The following is an 18,633-nucleotide window of genomic DNA, read 5'->3' as shown; positions in this document are numbered from 1 at the left end:
AAAGGTGTGGCGCTCTTGTAGGCCCCCTCCCCGAACTGGACCATTCAGTGATTCACTGACTTGACAAGGAACCGGATTCGAGCAGGGCCCCCGCCGTGGGAGGTCCCGGAGGCCTCAGGGCTCCGAGTCCAGCCGCTCCAGCAAGCGCGCCAGCTCCGCCACGGACGTCACGGACAGCTTCTCCAACACCCGTCTGCGCTGCAGCCCGACCGTCTGCTCGGCCGTGCCCAGCTCGGCGGCGATCTGCTTGTTGAGCAGTCCTCGCGCCGCCAGCCGGCCCACCTGCAACTCCCGGGGCGAGAGCGTGGAGATGCGGCTCTGGAGCTGCTCGTGCTCCTCCCGCGTGGACCGCTCCGCCCGGTCCCGGGCGAGCGCCCGCTCCACCGCCTTCAGCAGCTCCTCCGTGGTGAAGGGTTTGGGCAGGAAGTCCACCGCCCCTTGCTTCATCGCCTGGACGGCCGTGGGCACATCCCCGTGCGCGCTGATGAAGACGAGCGGATGCCGCCACCCTGCCCGCCTCAGCTCCTGCTGCAGCTCCAGCCCGTTGAGCTCCGGCATGCGCAGGTCCAACACCACGCACCCCGGCCCCGGCCAGGGAGCATGCTCCAGCATCGCCCGTGGATGGGCGAAGCACTCCACCCTGTACCCCTTCACCTGAAACATCCGCCCCAGACTGCGGAGCACCGAGGGGTCATCGTCCACGACGAATACCGTGGGTTGTTCCTGGCTCATGTAGGCGCTTTTAACACATGGCCTTCAGTGCAGGGATGGGAGGGTGCAGCGGAAGAGGGCTCCCCCCCCAGGACGGTGCTCGGCCTGGAGCCGGCCGTGATGGACCTCGAGGATGGAGCGGCTGATGGACAGGCCCAGCCCCAGCCCCTCGCGCTTGGTGGTGAAGAAGGGCTCGAACAGGCGCTCGAGGGCAGCGTCGGTCAGCCCCACGCCCGTGTCCTCCACCACGAGCTCCACGCGTCCTCTGCTGCGCTGGGTGCGCACCCACACCCGCCGTTGGCCTGGCGGGCAGTGGCTCACCGCATCCAGGGCGTTGATGCACAGGTTGAGCACCACCTGCTGCAATTGCACACCATCTCCGTGGATGGGCAGGGCGGCCTCCGACAGCTGATGGGCGAGCGTGACACCGCGCAGCTGCGCGTCGGCGCCCACCAGACGGAGCACTTCGCGCACCAGATCATTGAAGTCATGGGGGCCGTGCTGTCCCTCGCCCTTCTTGAGCAACGCCCGCATGTGGCGGATGACGGCTCCGGCCCGTTTGTCGTCGGAGACGATGTCCTCGAGCGTCTCGAGCACCAGGGGCAGGTCCATGGGCGTGCGCCGCAACAACTCCTGGGCCGTCTCGGCATTGGTGAGGATGGCGGCCAGGGGTTGGTTGAGCTCGTGGGCGATGGAGATGCCCAGCTCGCCCACGGCGGCCACCCGCTCCAGGTGCGCCCGCTCGTCCCGCGCCTGACGGGCTTCCTGCTCGGCGCGCCGGCGGGGGGTGACGTCCATCAGCGACACCACGGCCCCGCCCTCGGGCAACTCCAGCTGCCGGGCGCGCAGCTCGAACCAGGTGCCGGGCACCGGCCCCGGTGCCTCCACCACGCCCTCGTGGGAGCGCTCCGCGAGCACGTCCTGGAGCAGCTCGACCGCGCCCGCCATCTCGGGGGGGCCCGTGCGTGCCGCCTCGCGGAAGGACTCCAGATAGGAGGCGCCCGGAGCCCGGAGCTTCTCGGCGGGCAGCCCGCCCAGGCCCTCGCCCTGTCTGGGCGGCGGATTGGCCCGCAGCACCGTTCCACTCTTGTCGAGGATGGCCACGGAGCCCGGGAGCGAATCCAGCACCGCGACGTGCAGCCGTTGGGCCCTCCGGCGCCGTGCCCGCTCCCAGAGCAGGACGAAGATGAGCACCGCCTGCAGGAGACCGGCGGAGAGGATCGCCGTCACCTGCCAGCGGTAGCGCTCCCAGAGGCCCGGCTCGTGGAACCGCACCACGCTGCCCACCGGCAGCCTGCTGACGGGAATGCGCCAACGCTTGAGCTCCCGCTCGTCGAAGGCGAGCAGATTGGACTCCAGGGAACCGGGGGGCAGGCTCGAGGCCCGTTCGCCCGCGAGCAGCCGCAACGTGCGCTGCGCCACCTTCTGGCCCAGCAGCTCGTAGTCCAGCAACACCCCCCCGACGAGCCCATTGCCCAGCATGGTCTCGTGGACGCTGAAGATGGGGGGCGCTCCGTCTGCATGCAGTTGCCGCAACACATCACGGGAGATGGTGCTGCGCCCCGCCGCGTCCTGCATGAAGCCCACCAGGATGACCACGGTGTCCTCGGGCAGCGAGCGCACCCGTTGGCGCAGTTGCTCCAACGTCAGCCCGGTGAGGCCGATGAACTCGCGGCCCGGTGCGGCGGCACTGACCTCGCGCGAGAGATAGGCCCGGGCATCCTCCTCGCGCTGACTGGAGCCGAGAATGAGGGCGACGCGCCGCGTGTCCGGGAGCAGCCGCAGGGCCAGTTGGACGGTGCCCGTGATGTCGAAGTCCGCCCAGTTCGCCCGCAGGTAGGGGCCCTGGTTGAGCGTGGCCACCAGGAAGTCGTCGTTGAAGATGGCGAGCAGGGGCACCTGGGGCCACAGCTCCTGCTGGAGATAGACCAGCATGGGCGTGGCATCCACGAAGGAGACGATGACGTCTGGCCGCTGCTCGCGGTACTTGGTGAGGTAGAAGTCGCGGAGCGCGCGCTCGTAGCTGGCGCTCCCGAACCAGGCCTTGTCCAGGTACTCGATGTCGACGGTGACGGAGCCGCGCCATTCGGCCAGGACGGTCTGCCGGAAGCTCCGGGTGAAGTCCGCGATGGAGGGCACCAGGGCGTCCTCCGGGACGAAGAGCAGCACCCGCTTCTCTGGCTCGGCGGCCGCGACCGGGAGAGCCATCAGCCACACGAGCAGGAAACCGAGCAGGCGCATATCGGGTTTGGAGGACACACCTGGCATGTCTGGGAGTGGCCCAGGGTATCACGAAGGATCCCGCGCTCAGCGGCGCACGAACCGGCCGGTGACGCCCTTGGGGCGGATCACACCGAACAGGAGCTCTTCCCCGAAGGGCTCGGTCGAGTCGACATGGACCTTCGCGCGCGCGGCAATGGCCGCCAGCGCCGTCCGCATGAACATCATGGCGAAGGGAGCGGCCACGCACGCGCGAGGCCCCCGGCCGAACGGGAAGAAGTGGCCGCTGTGGAGGGGATCGCGCTCCTTGCCTCCGTCGAGCCAACGAGCGGGCTCGAAGGTGTCCGGGTGGGTCCAGTGCTCGGGATCGTGGTGCAGGTACTGGTTGGAGATGATGATCTTGGTCCCCCTGGGCAGGGTGACCCCGGCGAACTGAACGTCAGCGACCGGCGTGCGGATGAGGATACGCACCGGGGGGAGGATCCTCAGGGATTCGAGGATGACGGCCTCCACCCAGTGCGCGCCGTCGAGCCGCTCGCGGGTCCACCGGCCACTGCCCAGCGAGGCGGCCTCGGCCGCCAGACGCCGCTCGGCCTCGGGGTACTTCTGGAGCTGATGGAAGGCCCCCACCAGGGCGGTGCTGGCCGAGAAGGTCCCTCCGAACAAGAACAGCGCCAGGTTGTACGCCAGCCGCTCGTCGTCGATGGCGGGCATCTCGCGCAGGGTGCGTGACAGCAGGTCCACCCCGTTGGGCTCCGGGCGCTGGCGCGCGGCGCGGACCCGGTCGATGAAGTGCCGGTAGAAGCGCTCCCTGGCGGCCTCGAAGTCCCTGGACAGCGAAACGAGCGCCAGGGGCAGGTTGGTATCGAGCCGCTCCTGCGTGGTCTCCGACAACAGCATGAAGTCGTCGAACACCGCGTCCGGAACCTTCTGGCCCACCACGGCAACGGAGGAGGCATCGAACGTCAAGCGGCGCAGCACGGGCGTGAGGTCGGTGGTGCCCTTGCCGACGTACGCGTCCAGCATGTCCGAGGTCACCGCCCGCATGGGCTCCACCTGGGCCGCCACCCAGTCCGCGGACCAGGGTTGTTCGAGCGGATCCGCCCGGCGCAGCGCGCCCCAATTCCCATTCAATCGGGCAACCACCAACGAGTGGGTCGTGATGGCGGGGGTGAACTGTTGCTCGGCCAGCGAGCCCTTCTCGAACTCATAGCGGCGCGAGCCGAGCACCTGCTCGATGAGCCCGGGATCGTTGAGGACCAGGGCCGGACCGCCGGGCAACCAGATGAGGGTGACGCCGCCGTACTCGCGTCCGTAGCGCGCGCACACGTGCCACGGAGGGGTACCGCCGAGGAAATCACCGACGGAGCCAAAGATTCCAGGCCGGGGGCCGGGGAGGCTCTCCAGGGGTTTGCGTCGAGCCCCGAGGAACAGGTCGAACGCACGGCGTGACAAGAGATTGGGCACGGTCTGTTTCCTCTCGGGGGCTCAGATGGTGATACCGGTGGGAATCCTGTCGGGACGCAGGACGGTGTAGGGAGATGGGCTTTGGGCGTTGCGCGCATTCACCACCTCGAGCTGGGCCTTCAAGCGGGCGCGGAAACGCTCGCGGACGGCGGCCACTTCGGGCTCGTCGAAGGAGTCCTCCCGCCATCCTCCCGGGTGGAGCAGGAACTCTTCGTCCTCGCCGAAGCTGGAGAGCGCACGTCCGACGGTGATCTGCCAGAGCGTCTGGTCCTTGTCGGGCATCATCTCCGCCAGTGCCTGACGGGTCAGCCTGCCCCTGGCGCGTGGCGGAGGCTGGCGCATGCACAGGGGCGCATTGGGCACGAAGGCGTAGTGCTCGTACTGGAGGTAGTTCACCGCGGCGTGCTGGACGCTGACGGTGAAGAGGACGATGGTGAGGATGTCCACCAGCTCCGAGACACTTTCGAGCTTCGCGCAGGGGAGCTTCTCCACGGGCAGGCCCCTCTCGAGGAGCTCCGCCCACCACGCCTGCATCTCGGAGTCCTTCACGAGCTCGGTGTCGGACTTGTAGAACACGCCGAGCACGCCCCCGACATATTCCTCGAGCGCGTCCCAGAGCGGGAGCGTGTCATCCCGGTAGGGGTAATAGGGCAGCACGGCGGGGTCCAACACCCCGCGGCGCTCGAAGTCCAGCCGCGGTTTGTTGTCCAGGAGCTTCCACTGGCTGTAGCCCTTCTTGCCCAGTTTGATGTGGCCCCGCGCCGGACCGCCGGTGGCGATGAAATCGTCGAACACCCCTCCCGCGTCGAGCAGACCCCTGCGCGCCTTGTCGTTGATGGCAAGGGTATAGCGGAAGTGATGGCGCAGCAGTTTGTAGACGGGGTGGCAGTCGGGCAGGTTCCGCATCGTCACCATGACGAAGGGCTCGGCCACGAAGTGGGTCCGGATCGCGTGGGACACCATCTGATGGACGTTGCCCTCGCTGCAACGCACGTAGACCTTGGCCGCCAGCCAGTCGGTGTCGCTGTCATTGGGGGTGAAGACCTGGTCCCGTTCCGGGTGGCGGCCGAGCTGGATGGCCAGGGGCCGCAGGTGCTTCGTGTCATCGAGGTAGAGCAGACATCGGGATGAGGGAGCCCAGCGCCGTTCCACCTCCCCCTTCTCGTCCACCTTGTGGAACATGGGAATGTCGTCGAGGATCTCGAAGTCCAGCAGGAAGACGCGCCGGTCCGCGAGCGCTTGCGCCAATGTGGTCCCCGGCGAGAGCAGGCCGCGCACCTCGGAATCCGTGAGCGGGAAGCGCTCGGGAAGCGCGGAGATGCTCTGGATGTGGAGGGGGCAGACGCCCTGGACGGCCTGGCGAGCGAACTCATGGTCGTCCTGCCAGAGTTGCGCGGCCTTGGGCTTCTCCAGGGAATCGAGCAGCTCGACGGTGTTGACCAATCCATTCCAGGCACTGGCCAGCCCGGGCCTGCCGAGCTTCATCCTCGCCAGGGTCATCGCCATGACGCCCGTGTAACCGCCTTCCCTCAGCCCCCTGTACCTCTCGTCCTTGGGCAGCGGTTGCTCCTTGCTGACGTCGAGCGAACCGGGCAGCTCGGACGTCGAGGGAGCAGGACACCAGGGGTACATCCTACGGCGATTCTCGATCTGCTCGCGCCGGGCCATGAGCCGCTGTTCGCCGCGCGTGTGCTGCGGAAGCCGGGCCGTTCCCTCGAGGAGGTCCACGGTCGAGTTGGCCAGGATCCAGCGAAAGTGGGGGAAGAACCAACCGTGCCCCTCCGCTTCCACCCTGACGGTGTCCACCCGCCAGTCGCCTCCGAGGCCCAGGCGTTTCGAGGTGCTGAAGCGAAGCGCGACCAGTTCCCCCACATCCCGGGCCGTGACGGTGAAGACGTCCCTTGCCCCGGTCTTGAAGACACGACGGAAGCGGCTGTTCAGCCTGTGCTGCTCACTCCTCCCCTCGGTGCCGATCAAGCTGACGAAGACGTCCGCGTCCGTTCCAGCACCAGACCGGGAGCTCGTTTGAATGGTAATCTTGTACTTGAGAAGCATGGCAATCCCTGCGGATGACAGGTTGCCTATAGACATCCGCCCTCGGGTGTTGCCATGCGTCAATCACTGAATTGACAGCCCCATCCAAGTGTGCATGGGCCCGCTGTGTCCGGGTGCACAGCGAACCTGAGAAGCCCGTGACACCCGCCGACGCGCTCAGCGCTCCATCCGCTGCCATTCCAGTACGACCACGGATTCGCTGCCCCCCATCAACAGGGATTCGGAGCTCAAGACCAGCCGATTCCCTTTCACGGTTGCCTTTCTTCTCTGCACGGTTCCGATCCAGTTCGGGAAGACGCTGCCCGTGATGTGGTGGCAGACCGTGCCCGTGTTCCCCCCCCAGGATCGACACAGGACACATCGCCCGTGTGGCGAAATGGCCGGCGAAGTCCTCGTGGCGGAACCCCCCCAGGGTGACTCGTAGCGCCTCGCCGGGTTATTGGCCACGGCGCAGGCCAGCGCGCCGTGGCCACCCAGGGCGCGGAGCCCCTCGGAGCAGCTCATCAATGTCGTCTCGGCGTAGCGCCGCTGCTCCGGCTTGAACTTGCTGTAGACAACACCATTGTCGACGGCAACGTCATACACCGAGACATAGGGTGCGGATTCTCCAATGAGCTCGAACAGGTTCTCCACCGGCTTCCTGCTTTCGTGTGGGGGGGACAACGAAGGTGTTGGGGTCGGGGGAGTGCGTTTGCAGAGCCCATGCCATGCCAGGGAATTCCTCGGGCCGAATGGTTGACACACTAGAAGGGCGGGCTGACATGTCTAAAGGAGCGGGCTGACATGACAGACGGGCGGGCTGACGCGTCACAGCCGATGGAGAGCGGAAGTCGAAGGCCGCTCTCCCCGCGAGGAGGCACACGAGCACCTGACTCCTCGCCTGGGGGTTGATGCCCGGTGTCGCGCATGGTCAACATCCGCCCCGTCATCGACGGACCATGGGCGTTGCCCAGGAGGGAGGGACAGGGGGATGGCTCAACGACAGCAACGGGATTCGTGTGGGGTACGTGCGAGGGGGCTCGTGGGGCTGGTACTTCGAGAGCCTGGCATACTCCAGCACCGAGCCGGGCGGAGAGGTGGATGCCTTCATCGCCAGCAGCCGGGCGGCGGGGGCCAGGCCCCTCGTCACCGTGCCCATGGTGGGATGGGTGGCGAAGCTCGGCATCAACCGCTCGCGGATGTGCAGCTTCTCCATCGCGAAGCATGGCGCACAGACGGAGCGGGCACGGGCCCCACGCAAAGCCATACCTATTCCCAGCCAGGCACCTACACCGCCACCCTCACGGTGACGGATGATGGCGGCGCCACGTCCTCTGGCTACTCGAACATGGACAGCGCGACGGTGCGGTAGCGGGCCCGGGGCCGCGATGATGACGGCCCGTTCGGGGATGGCTCGACCGCCTCCGGATGCTCAGGACACGCCCACCTTGCAGTCTGGCAAGGCTCGGCGCAGCCGCTCGATTTCCTCCGGGGAAATCGTTGTCCAGTAGAGGTCCAAAGTCCGAAGCCACGGCATCCGGAAGAGGACGGGAGGGAGCGTCTTCAGCCCGAAGCAGAACCCGTTGACGTCGTCGATGTCGCGCGAGGCGAACATCACGAACTCGTAGGCATGCGTTCCCGCCTCCCGCTCCGCGCGAACCGTCTCCCACTTCCGTCCGGGTTCTCCCATCTGCTGGGAGAGGCCGAGCATCCAGCGCGGAGGGAGGAAGGCGAGTGCCGACGTCCCTGTCGACATCCACCGGTAGCCCAGGGCCTTGACGAACTGGACGTACTCCGGAGGAAGCAGGGGCGCGGAGTCGAACGCGGTGGCGAACGGCATCACGCGGGGCTCCAGCTCCGCGGCGTAGCGGCCCGCGGCATGTTTGCCCAGCTTCTGGAGCGCCGCCTTTTCCAGGCGCTTCCACGCCGTCGCGGGGACGGTCTTCTTCGATACGGCCACGCTAGACCTCCGCGTAGGTTTCGATGAACTCGTCGATGACGGCCACGATGTGCTTCGAGAAGTCCCGGAAGTCCTGGGCCTTCCGGGAGCCCGCCGGCTTCGGGAGCCCGAAGGTCTCGTCATGCTGGTAGGCCACGACGCCCAGCTCGCCCTGCGCGTTGCGATCCCGCGGATTGAAGCACCAGAAGTTCTCCACCGCGTCGTCGTCGATGCGCTGGAAGAACAAGGCCTCGTTGATGGCCTCTTCCACCTCGGGATCATCTCCGCCCTGGGCGTCACTCGGATCCGGCGCGGCGGCGTGCAGGTACCGCGGGTCTTCCATCCCGATGAGCTCCGCCCCGCCGTACAGCACCTTGAACGTGCCGTGGGTGCGCAGGAAGTCCACGTAGCTGGGCGGCAGCTTCAGCGAATACTTCCCCTCCAACGCCGTCACCTGCTTCTCCGAGAGCGGAGCCGTGAACTCCAGCTCCATGTCCTCCTTCTCCTCGACGAAGTCCTTGAGCCGCTGGACGGCCTCCGCGACCACCTGACTTCCCGAATTGCTCGCCATGGGGTTCCCCCGTGAATGCCCGACGAATGCCGGGGCGTTTCGTCCTCCCCCTACCCTCCTCCGCGCGGAGAGAAAAGCGCGGTGCGCTCAGGAGGGCTCCCCATATGAAATGTTTGGAAATCGAGAAGCCGTATTCCTCTTCGTGGCTCCAGGGGGAGCGGAGAGAATCCGCCTCACGATGACCGAATCTCCCAGTGCGCGGCTGCTCGCCATGTTTCACGAGGCGGGAATCCCCTTCGATTCCGTTGACGATGCATGGCGAAGGTCCGAGCACCTCTCTCCCCTCCTGGGTTGGCTGACGGCGAGCTTTCCCGACGAGGAGGCCTTCCGCACCTGCTCGGAATGGCTGCGGCTGTGTGCCTCACGCATCGACGGCGGTGAACCGGCGGCCGCGCTGTTCGCCCAGGCGCGCGGGAATGCTCCCCGTCAGGCCCATGTCGCCGCGGGGAAGCTGGTGGATCTCCGCAACGAATGCATCCTGGCTCGGCGGCCCGCGGCCGCGGCGTTCGCGGACGCCGCCAACCATCTCTGCGAAGCATGGGCCGCCGTGACCACCCATGAAGAGGATGGCGAGACCGAGCCCTGGGGGCGGGCGAAGGCGGCGGCAGTGGCCATGGTGACGGCCTGGCTGTACCAGCAGGAGCTGAAGGAGGAGGACAAGCAGGCGAGGCTCCTCGCGCGGATCGAACTCACCCGGCTCCTGCGCGAGGCCCGGGCGGCGGTAGGCCCGGCTCCATCCTGAGAGGCCTTGTGCCTCACCCGCCTTCTCGCGAGCACGCTACGGGAGCGGAGTGACCGTCACCGGGAACGGGAACGGAGCCTCGCCCGGGAAGGCGTTGTACGTGCCGAGCGCGGTGAGCCCCTGGACCTTGCCGAAGTCGCGGATGAGGAAGGCGCGCTCGACCTCCTGCGGTGTCTGCGCGGCGGCGATGGAATCGACCAGGGCCGACTGGCCGGGGCCATACCGCTCCTGGTACTCGCGGGCGCGCCGCTGGAGGTCCTCGATGCCCTCGGGGGTGAGCGTCACCGTCACCGTGGCCATCTGTCCCGAGGGGATGGGCGTCTGGGGCTCCTGGCCCGTGGCAACCGTCGTCAGGAAGTTGGCGTCGCTGGAGCTGACGGGCCCGAGCGACATGACGGTGGGATCGCGCGTCTCCTGGCCGTTGGCGTCCAGCGTGATGCGCTGGTAGCGCGAGACATCCTCGTAGGAGACGGTGCCCTCGAGCACCCGGCTGCCGTCGTCATACTCCGTGAGACGGAACGTGCCCTCGTTGCGGCCGGAGGCCTCGATCCCGAAGGGCCCGAGCTGGGCCGTGAGCGCGGTCTCGTCGCGCATGTCCACGTTGAGGATGCGCCCGGAGTGGGAGATGCCGCTGGCGGGATCCGAGGCGGGCACCTCGCCCGTGGCGAGGAATCGCTGGTAGGCCGCGAGCCCCTCGGGATGGGTGATGTCGATCTCCACCGTGCGCAGATCGCCGATCTGCTGCTCCTGGGCGCGCGACAACGTGAGGCTCCCCAAGAGGCCCACGCCCGCCGAGGTCTCCGCGGCGACGGCCTCGGTGGGGCCGGCGGTGATGCGCACCGTGGTGGGGCTGAGCCGCTCCACGGCGATGGCGGTCCCCTGCGACGTCTCCTGTTGCCCGCTCAGGGTGAGGCTGGCGATCCGCTCGAACGAGGCCTCCATGCCCGTGCCCGAGTAGTGGCTGCTCTCCAGCGTCACCACGCCTCTCTCGGGCAGGGTGGTGGGATCGAAGGGGTTGGGAATGGGGGCGGCGCCCGTGCGGATGGCCTCCGCGGCGGCGCTGGGGACGGTGACCTCGAAGGTGACACGGTTGCCGGCGAACGAGGTGTGCTCCAGGGACATGTCCACTCCCTGGAACTCCGCCTCACCCCCCACGGTGGTGCTGGTGCCCACGTCCCCCGTCACCTCGAAGGTGGTGCTGGCGCCCTCGGGGTTCACCGCGTCGTGGGTGAGCGAGAGGCTGAGCTTCCCGTAGACCTCGAACTGCCCCGAGAGGGTGGGCCCCTCCTCGCCCAGGGTCTGCTCGGCGCCAAGGCCCGCGTTGGCCTCGAGCTCCAACGTGACGCCCTCATTGGAGGTGATGAGAGAGCCCGACACCCCGCCCTGTGGCTTCACCTCCGTCTGGCCACCCCCCATGGGGAGTATGGGGAAAAAACCGCCGGGCAGACCGGGCAGGGACGGGTCCTGCTGCGACGGCTGCTGCTGGAAGAGGCCGGTGGGGTTGGTGAAGGCCACGGGCGTCTGCCGGACACCGAACCCGTCCAGCGACATCCTCGGCTTCTCGCGTGTCCGCCCGTCGAACCCGTCCTTCACCTGGAGCGGCGCGGGAGGCGGAGGCTTGGACCCGGCCACGGGCGTGGAAGCCGGTGTCGCCGGCTTGGATGTGGGAGCCGTCCAGGTCTGTTGGATGGGCGTACCACCCGGGCCTTTTACCGGCATGAGGGCCTCCGTGAAGCGAGCGAGTCCGCCAAGCGTACCAGAAATCCGTACGGGTTTTCACGGATGGTGCGAGAGCGCCTCCTGGAGGGTGTCGCGCATCTGCTTGCGGATGCCATACAAGCCCGAGTTGGGGAAGGGGCCCCCGTTCCGGGTCTCCTCGCCGAGGGTGGGATAGAACGGATCTGCGCGCAGCCTGGGCGCCTCGTAGACGTCGAGCGCGGCGGGCAGGAGGTACCGGGGCACGCGCGAGCCCTCTGGCGCATCCTCGCTCATCAAGATCCACTCGTAGGTGCTCGCTTGGCTCATGTACTGCACGAACGCGAGCGCCGCCTGCTCACATTCGTCAGTACAGCGCACTCCCAGGAAGTAGGAGTCCGTGAACAGGATGGTGCGGCTCCCCTCGGCCAGCGGAGCGGAGGAGATCTTGATGGCGGAAGGGCTTTCTCCCGCCGGGAGGCTCTTGAGGATGGCATGCAACCGCTCGGAGTAGCCGGCGGTGGCATCGACCTTGTTCTCGGCGAACAGCCTGGCGGGCAGGTCCGCGTTCTCCTCGAGGTCATACGTCCCGTCGACACAGGGATTGCTTCCGGAGGAGTCGCAGGTGCCAGCGAAGGCTCGCAAGGACTGGAGCACCTCGGGATCGTAGCTCGAGGTGGTCACGGCGGACCGGACCCCCTCCAGGCCATTGGCGTCCGCCCAGGCATCCAGATAGAGCGAGGGGAGGTTCCAACTCCCGAGCATGTTGAAGGCCATATCGGGAACGGCCGTGTTCCGGTCTTCCAGGGCCTGGACCAGCGCACTCGTCGTACGCGCCTGGCGCACGGACTCATCGCGCGACATGACGAAGTGTGTACAGAGCCAGTGTGGTACGCCGTAGACGGTGTTCTGCTCCGCGTGGGTGGATGCCGCGATCCCCGACGGATGCCAGTCAATGTTCTTCGGCAACCGCGGCCATGGGCGTACCCCTCCCTCGGCGACCAACTCCCCCAATATCGTCGTATCCGTCTCGATGACATCGTAGCCGCACTCCCCCTCCCCCTTCAGGGAGCGCGCGATCTGCGCCGGCTCGTAGAAATCATCCTTGAAGCAGGAGGGATTGAGCACGAGATCGACGTCCGGGTTCGCTTTCTCGAACTCCGTCTCGATGCGCACGAGCATGGCGTTGAACTTATCGCCAGCCGCATCGGGAATGTATGGATAGAGCGGAACCCTGAGAACCGTCTTCTCCTGGGGAGAATCGCACCCCAGAATCAAAGACATGGCTACACCACAAATCAAAGACACTCGATTCATTGCATGGAGAGGCATGGAGTTCGTACCTTGTTGAGCCTTCGCGGGGTGGATGACGCGCGCGGATTTCTAGGATATCCGCCTGCCCGTCTCCACTCCCCGGCCATCTGAAGCCGGTAGGATGGGCGCCCCGAGGAGCGTTTCCCCCATGCATCCGGATTTCGAAGTCGAGTTGAGGGCAGCCCTGGCCGAGGGTCTCGTCTCCGAGCAGGAGGTGGACCCCCTGCGCGAGGAGGCCCGGCGCCTGGAGCGCAGTCCCCTGGCTCTGCTGCGGGAGCGGGGCCGTTTGTCCGAGGGGACGCTCATCTCGATGATGGCCCAGGTCCGGGCCGCCACACCCCAGGTGGCCACCGCTCGAGACGAGAACGCCCCCGAGGTCCCGGCCTTCCCCGTCAGCGGTTGGGAGCGCTACCAGTGCGTGCGCTTCCTCGGCGAGGGCGGAATGGGACGGGTCTTCCTCGCGCATGATCCGCGGCTGAACCGCCACGTGGCCTTGAAGTTCGTCCGGGGCGAGGAGCCCGGGCTCGTCCAGCGCTTCCTCTCCGAGGCCAGGGCCCAGGCGCGGGTGAACCACGAGCGGGTGTGCAAGGTCTACGAGGTGGGCGAGGTCCAGGGGCGCGTCTACATCGCCATGCAGTTCATCGAGGGGCGGACGCTGAGCGCGCTCGCCCGCGAGCTGTCCGTGGAACAGAAGGTGCTGGTGCTCCGGGAGGCCGCCGAGGGCGTGAACGAGGCGCACCGCGTGGGCCTCATCCACCGAGACCTCAAGCCCTCCAACATCATGGTGGAGCGCGCGGAGGACGGGACGCTGCGCCCCTACGTGATGGACTTCGGGCTGGCACGAGACTGGAACGATGGGGCCACCGTCACCGGCGCGGTGATGGGCACGCCCCAGTACATGTCTCCCGAGCAGGCCCGCGGGGAGATCTCCAGCCTGGATCGCCGCGCGGACGTCTACAGCCTGGGCGCCACCCTCTACAGCGTGTTGACGGGCCACCCTCCCATTCCCGGCGGCAACGGGCTGGAGGTGCTCAACAACGTCCTCCACATGGAGCCACGCCCGCCGCGCGCGGTGGATCCGGACATCCCCGCGGACCTCGAGGCCATCACCCTCAAGTGTCTGGAGAAGGAGCGCTCGGCCCGGTACGACTCGGCACGCGCACTGGCCGAGGAGCTCGACCGTTTCCTCTCGGGCGAACCGGTACGCGCCCGCTCCAACAGGCCCTGGTACCGCCTGCGCAAGAAGCTGCGCAAGCACCGGCTCGTGGCGTCCGTGGCCACGGTGGCCGCCGTGCTCGTGCTCCTGGCCCTGGGTCAAGCGGGGCTGGCCCGCCGGGAGGCCACCGTGCGCGAGCGCCTGGCCCGGCGGTTCACCGAATCCGTGGAGCGCATCGAGGCGCTGGCGCGCTACTCGGACCTCTCCCACCTGCACGACACACGCGCGGACCGGAGCGTCATCCGCGCGCGCATGGCGGCACTCGAGGCGGAGATCCAGGACGCGGGCGAGCAGGCCCTGGGGCCCGGTCATTACGCACTGGGTCGTGGCCACCTCGCGCTCGGGGACGAGGCCCGGGCCCGCGAATCGCTCGAAGCCGCCTGGAGGCACGGCTTCCGAGAGCCCCGGGTGGCCTACGCGCTCGCCCTGGTGACCGGACACCAATACCAGGAGCAACTGCTGGAGGCCGAGCGCCTCCGCGACCCCGAGCGGCGCGAGGCTCGCAAGCGAGAGATCGAAAGCCGTTACCGGGAGCCGGCGCTGGCCTGGCTCCGCCAGAGTGAAGGCGCCGAGGTTCCCTCCGCCGCGTACGTGGCGGCGCTGCTCGCCTTCTACGAGAACCGGTGGGACGAGGCCCTCTCCCAGTTGGACGACATCGGCACCGGGCTCTCCTGGTTCCATGAGGCACCCAAGCTGCGCGGAGACATCCTCCAGGCCCGCGCCATGCGGCAGTGGAACCAGGGCCAGCACCCGGGCGCGCTGGCGGACTTCGAGGCGGGCCGCGAGGCCTACGCCAAGGCGGCGGCGATCGGCGAGAGCGTGGCCTCCATCCACACGGCCCAGGGAGCGCTGGAGTACGGCGCGCTCGTCCTGGAGCTCTACGGCAAGGGCGATGTCACTCCCCGCTACACCCAGGCGCTCCAGGCCGTCTCCCGCGCGCTCACGGCCCTGCCGGAGCATCCGGACGCGCTCGTGCTGGAGTCCCGGCTCCACCGGCGGCTCGCCGAGCACCAACGCAACCTGGGCGATTACTCCGAGACGTTGCCGGAGAAGGCCGTGACCGCCGCGCGCAAGGCGCTGGAGTTCGCCCCCTCGAGCTCGAAGGCCCGGCTGGAGTTGGGACAGGCCTGGTTGATCTGGGGCTACACCCGCCAGAGCCACTCGCTGGATCCGCGCGAGCAATTGCGCGCGGCCGTCGAGAGCTTCGAGGGCATCGCCCCGGAGGAGCGGGACCAGGATTTCCTCCTCAACCTGGGCATGGTCTACAAGACATGGGCCGATTACGAGGAACAGGTCGGCGCGGATCCGCTGCCCGCCTACGGCAAGTCGATCGAGTCCTATCTCGCCGCCATCCAGCGCGACGCCCGGACACCGGAGGGGTGGATCAACCTGGGCATCGGCTACTACACCCGCGCCACCCATTCCCGGGCCCCGGCTCCGGACGCGGACCTCACCGAGGCGGTGGCGGCCCTGGACAAGGCCCGGAGCCTCAACCCCGGTCACGTGGTGCCCTATTTCTACGCGGGGCTGGCGCACGCGCTCGTGGCCCAGCGGCTGCGCGGTACGGGAGGTGAGCCCGGCCCCTCGCTGGAGCGCTCCGCGGAGATGTACCGCGAGGGAATCGAGCTCGGCCCCGGCATTCCCCAGCTCCACAACGGGCTGTGCCTGACGCTGATCCAGCAGGCCCAGGCACGCTGGGACCGCGGAGGGGATCCGTTCCCCGCGCTGGACCAGGCCCGGGCGGCCTGCGAGCAGTCCGTGGCCCTCGCGCCGAAGGGGGGCTTCGGGCACATCAACCTCAGCGAGGTGCTCGCCCATCGAGCCCTGTACCAACGCGCCCGGGGAGAGGATCCCGGCCCGAGCGTGCGCGAGGCCGACGAGGCCCTGCGGCAGGCGCTCCAGTGGCTTCCCCAGAACGCGGGAGCCATCGCCAACCGCGGCATGGTCCACGCCATCCTGGCCACGTTCGAGCTGGAGCACGGGAAGGATCCCCGCCCCAGCAGCTCACGGGCCGAGGCGGCGCTGCGGCAGGCCCTGGCGCTCAATCCGTCCTACGCGGAAGCCTGGTACTACCTGGGAGAGGCGCTGGGGGCCCGGGCGCTCACCCCCGGAGGGCGCCCCCAGGACTCCGAGGAAGCACTCCAGGCGTTCCAGAAGGGGCTGGAGCTGGCTCCGGAGCGGCAGGAGTTCCGCATCGGCTTCGGGCATTTCCTTCGCCGCTCGGCCACCCGTTCGACGCAGACCGGACAGGATCCGGGCCCCTCGCTCCAACGAGGGCTGGAGCTGGCCCAGCAGCTCCTCGCGGTCCGTCCCGGATGGCCGGACGCCCGGCTCCTGCGAGGCAGTCTGTTGGCGCTCCAGGCGTCGCTCCCCTCCGCCCCCTCCGGACAGCGGCAGCAGTGGCGCGAACAGGCTCGGGAGGACCTCTCCAGCGCGCTCTCCACCAACCCAGGCTTCCAACGGGAATGGGGAAGCGCCCTCCAGCGCCTCCAGTCCAGCGGCCCCTAAGCCCCGGGGCCGCGACGTTTCGCGATTGTCGGCGACATGTCGCCGACAGCCTCTCCACCCCCTCCCAGACCCTTCCCCGTGGGGACTCTCCTCTGAAGAGCCCCCCATCGGCGGCTGGCACGACACGTGCTCAAGGATTCTCCGAGTTCGCGGAAGACACCTCGAACCCCGGAGAACCCCCATGATGCACACCCCTCGTTGGAAGAAGCTGATGTTCGCCGCCAGCCTCGCCGTCCTCCCCGCCTGCGGGATGGATGCCCCGGACAGCCCCGATGCCAAGGGGGTCGACCCACTGGCCCCCACGGAGTTGGGCGAGGCGCGGGCCGCGCTCACGACTGGCCCGGCGAGCTGCCAGGACATCAAGACCGCCAACCCCGCCGCGGCGGATGGCCCGTACGTGCTGTTCCACGGTGGCGATAGGGCAAAGCCCTGGACGGCCTGGTGCCAGAACATGGCGGGCACTCCCGCGGAGTACCTGTCGCTGCCGTCGACGGGCCCCTCGCTCAACTTCTCCCAGTACACCGCGGGCGTGAACAACGGCGGCGGCACCAACGTGCGGACCCTCTTCTCCAAGGTTCGCATCGACCCCTCCACCCTGCGCGTGAGCACCGGCGACCTCACCTTCTCCACCTCCTCCGGTCTGCTCTGGCACGGAGATGCCGTCACCTCCATGTCCTATGCCGCGGCCATGAATTGCGACTTCGGCAACCCCGGTGTGGGCAACGTCGACCTGCGGGGCACTCCCTTCGCCGCCGCTCCCGGCCAGTTCGTGGCCGTCGGCTCCTACCCCTCCGGCGCGGCCACCTACAGCTCGGACAACCAGGTGGTGGACCTCTGGGGCCGGGGGGATTGCGGCTGGATGTCGGTGCAGGGCGCCGACCACCCCTTCAACGGCCGCAGCGCTCAGTTCCAGCTCCAGTACAGGCAGAGCACCCCGGCGAGCTGCCAGGACATCAAGACCGCCCTCCCCTCCGCGGCGGATGGTGAGTACGTGCTGTACGTCAACGGCGATGCCGCCAAGCCCTGGGCGGCGTGGTGCCAGAACATGGCGGGCACTCCCGCGGAATACCTGTCGCTGCCGTCGACGGGGCCCTCGCTCAACTTCTCCCAGTACACCGCGGGCTACAACAACGGCGGCGGCACCGACGTGCGGACCCTCTTCACCAAGGTCCGCATCGACCCCTCCACCCTGCGCGTGAGCACGGGTGACCAGACCTTCTCCACCTCCTCCGGCCTGCTCTGGCACGGGGATGCCGTCACCTCCATGTCCTACGCCGCGGCGATGAACTGCGACTTCGTCAGACCCGGACTGGGCAACGTCGACCTGCGGGGCACTTCCTTCACGGTGGCGCCCGGCGAGTTCGTGGCGGTCGGCTACTACGGCTCGGGCGGGGCCACCTACAGCTCCGACAACCAGGTGGTGGACTTGTGGAACTGGGGGGAGTGCGGCTGGATGTCCGTCCAGGGCGCCGACCACCCCTTCAACGGTCGCGGCGCTCAGTTGCAGCTTCAGTACAAGTAGAGCACCCCGGCCACCGGCTCCCTCACCACGTGTGCGGGCCGTGGAGCCCCACCGCGGCATCCTGGTGTACCTGGACAACGGGACGGTGCCCGTCACCGACACCACCTACAGGCCCGTCTGGACCGGGGGAGGAGTCCTCCTCCCCCGGGCGTCATTCCCAGACGCCTACCAGACGTCGCACTTGTACTCGCCCTTGATCTTGCCATTGGCGGTGCCGTTGAGGCGCAGGCATCGGTCATCCGTCTTGATGTCAATGCCACCGGCACCGAGGATGAAACGATGCTTCGCCCACACGTGGGCCTGGCCCTCGTGGGCCTCCCCACCCTTGGTCTTGACGCCGTCGTAGCGCCAGCCAGGGGTCTTGGTCTCCCCATCCGCCCGGGTGAACGAGGCCTTCGTCCGAGCGCCTTTTTCGGATCGGATGCCTTCATGACCTTCGAGACCGGATCCGCCGCCTCCGCTGGTGCGGGAGCGGGCTGGGCACTCGCGATCCCGTAGGTGGACACGGACGCCAGCAACGCCAGTAGCGAGCCAGAAACGGTCGTGTAGGGCATGGCAACAGACTGCGAGGAATTTCCGTCGACCGACTTCGTGGGAATATTCCCACGTGCCATGCCGATGATTCCTCGCGGGGTGATCATCCTCATCCCGCGGGCACTGATTCCTCACTGCATGCACGAGAGAGGAGTGGAAA

General features: G+C 68.1%; 14 protein-coding genes and 1 pseudogene. 5 read left to right on the top strand and 10 right to left on the bottom strand.

What is annotated here, in order from left to right; translation table 11 throughout:
- Positions 1–114 precede the first annotated feature (114 nt).
- The 5 genes from Q664_RS17490 to Q664_RS17470 form a co-directional block, all read right to left on the bottom strand.
- Positions 115–732 carry a response regulator transcription factor gene (locus Q664_RS17490; RefSeq protein ID WP_043396198.1) on the bottom strand — a complete coding sequence of 206 codons (618 nt, stop codon included), beginning with the start codon at positions 730–732 and terminating at the stop codon, positions 115–117.
- A 24-nt stretch (positions 733–756) separates the two neighbouring features.
- Entirely contained in the window at positions 757–2,952 is a 2,196-nt protein-coding gene (locus tag Q664_RS52230) for a sensor histidine kinase (protein WP_052518262.1), read from the bottom strand.
- 66 nt (positions 2,953–3,018) lie between these two features.
- Positions 3,019–4,398, bottom strand: a complete 1,380-nt coding sequence (locus Q664_RS17480) for a cytochrome P450 (RefSeq protein WP_043396194.1) — start codon at positions 4,396–4,398, stop codon at positions 3,019–3,021.
- Between the two features lie 21 nt (positions 4,399–4,419).
- On the bottom strand, positions 4,420–6,453 hold the full coding sequence (locus Q664_RS17475) for a lipoxygenase family protein (protein WP_043396191.1): 2,034 nt from the start codon (positions 6,451–6,453) through the stop codon (positions 4,420–4,422).
- 156 nt (positions 6,454–6,609) lie between these two features.
- Positions 6,610–7,086 carry a lipocalin-like domain-containing protein gene (locus Q664_RS17470; RefSeq protein WP_043396186.1) on the bottom strand — a complete coding sequence of 159 codons (477 nt, stop codon included), beginning with the start codon at positions 7,084–7,086 and terminating at the stop codon, positions 6,610–6,612.
- Positions 7,087–7,343: 257 nt separating this feature from the next.
- Between Q664_RS17470 and Q664_RS62165 the strand changes: the two are divergent.
- Both Q664_RS62165 and Q664_RS62160 read left to right on the top strand, forming a co-directional pair.
- Positions 7,344–7,619: pseudogene (locus Q664_RS62165) on the top strand (glycoside hydrolase family 44 protein); the annotation flags it as partial.
- Positions 7,598–7,804 (top strand): PKD domain-containing protein, encoded by a 207-nt coding sequence (locus Q664_RS62160; RefSeq protein ID WP_268811400.1) that lies wholly within the window; start codon positions 7,598–7,600, stop codon positions 7,802–7,804. The pseudogene Q664_RS62165 and the gene Q664_RS62160, both read left to right, overlap by 22 nt.
- 60 nt (positions 7,805–7,864) lie before the next feature.
- Here the strand turns inward: Q664_RS62160 and Q664_RS17455 are convergent, their stop codons facing one another.
- Positions 7,865–8,392: a hypothetical protein gene (locus Q664_RS17455; RefSeq protein ID WP_052518261.1), complete on the bottom strand. Its 528-nt coding sequence runs from the start codon at positions 8,390–8,392 to the stop codon at positions 7,865–7,867.
- A 1-nt stretch (position 8,393) separates the two neighbouring features.
- Positions 8,394–8,942 carry an SMI1/KNR4 family protein gene (locus Q664_RS17450; RefSeq protein WP_043396177.1) on the bottom strand — a complete coding sequence of 183 codons (549 nt, stop codon included), beginning with the start codon at positions 8,940–8,942 and terminating at the stop codon, positions 8,394–8,396.
- Between the two features lie 178 nt (positions 8,943–9,120).
- Between Q664_RS17450 and Q664_RS17445 the strand changes: the two genes are divergently transcribed.
- Positions 9,121–9,684, top strand: coding sequence for a four helix bundle protein (locus Q664_RS17445; protein WP_043396174.1), 564 nt, complete (start codon positions 9,121–9,123; stop codon positions 9,682–9,684).
- A 36-nt stretch (positions 9,685–9,720) separates the two neighbouring features.
- Here the strand turns inward: Q664_RS17445 and Q664_RS17440 are convergent, their stop codons facing one another.
- Together Q664_RS17440 and Q664_RS17435 are read right to left on the bottom strand one after the other, a co-directional pair.
- On the bottom strand, positions 9,721–11,403 hold the full coding sequence (locus Q664_RS17440) for a hypothetical protein (RefSeq protein WP_152622148.1): 1,683 nt from the start codon (positions 11,401–11,403) through the stop codon (positions 9,721–9,723).
- 57 nt (positions 11,404–11,460) lie between these two features.
- A complete protein-coding gene (locus Q664_RS17435) occupies positions 11,461–12,663 on the bottom strand; it encodes a type 2 periplasmic-binding domain-containing protein (protein WP_235216735.1) in 1,203 nt (400 codons plus the stop codon).
- 178 nt (positions 12,664–12,841) lie between these two features.
- Here Q664_RS17435 and Q664_RS17430 point away from each other — a divergent pair, with 178 nt between their 5' ends.
- Positions 12,842–16,417, top strand: coding sequence for a serine/threonine-protein kinase (locus Q664_RS17430; protein WP_043396163.1), 3,576 nt, complete (start codon positions 12,842–12,844; stop codon positions 16,415–16,417).
- A gap of 181 nt (positions 16,418–16,598) precedes the next feature.
- Positions 16,599–17,939 carry a GON domain-containing protein gene (locus Q664_RS17425; protein WP_052518260.1) on the top strand — a complete coding sequence of 447 codons (1,341 nt, stop codon included), beginning with the start codon at positions 16,599–16,601 and terminating at the stop codon, positions 17,937–17,939.
- A 165-nt stretch (positions 17,940–18,104) separates the two neighbouring features.
- Here Q664_RS17425 and Q664_RS62155 read toward each other — a convergent pair whose 3' ends face one another.
- On the bottom strand, positions 18,105–18,233 hold the full coding sequence (locus Q664_RS62155) for a hypothetical protein (RefSeq protein ID WP_268811399.1): 129 nt from the start codon (positions 18,231–18,233) through the stop codon (positions 18,105–18,107).
- Positions 18,234–18,633 lie beyond the last annotated feature (400 nt).

This window comes from Archangium violaceum Cb vi76 (assembly GCF_000733295.1).
GTDB lineage: Bacteria > Myxococcota > Myxococcia > Myxococcales > Myxococcaceae > Archangium > Archangium violaceum.
Note: the sequence above shows the minus strand (reverse complement) of the source record. Positions and strands in the feature narration are given on the sequence as shown.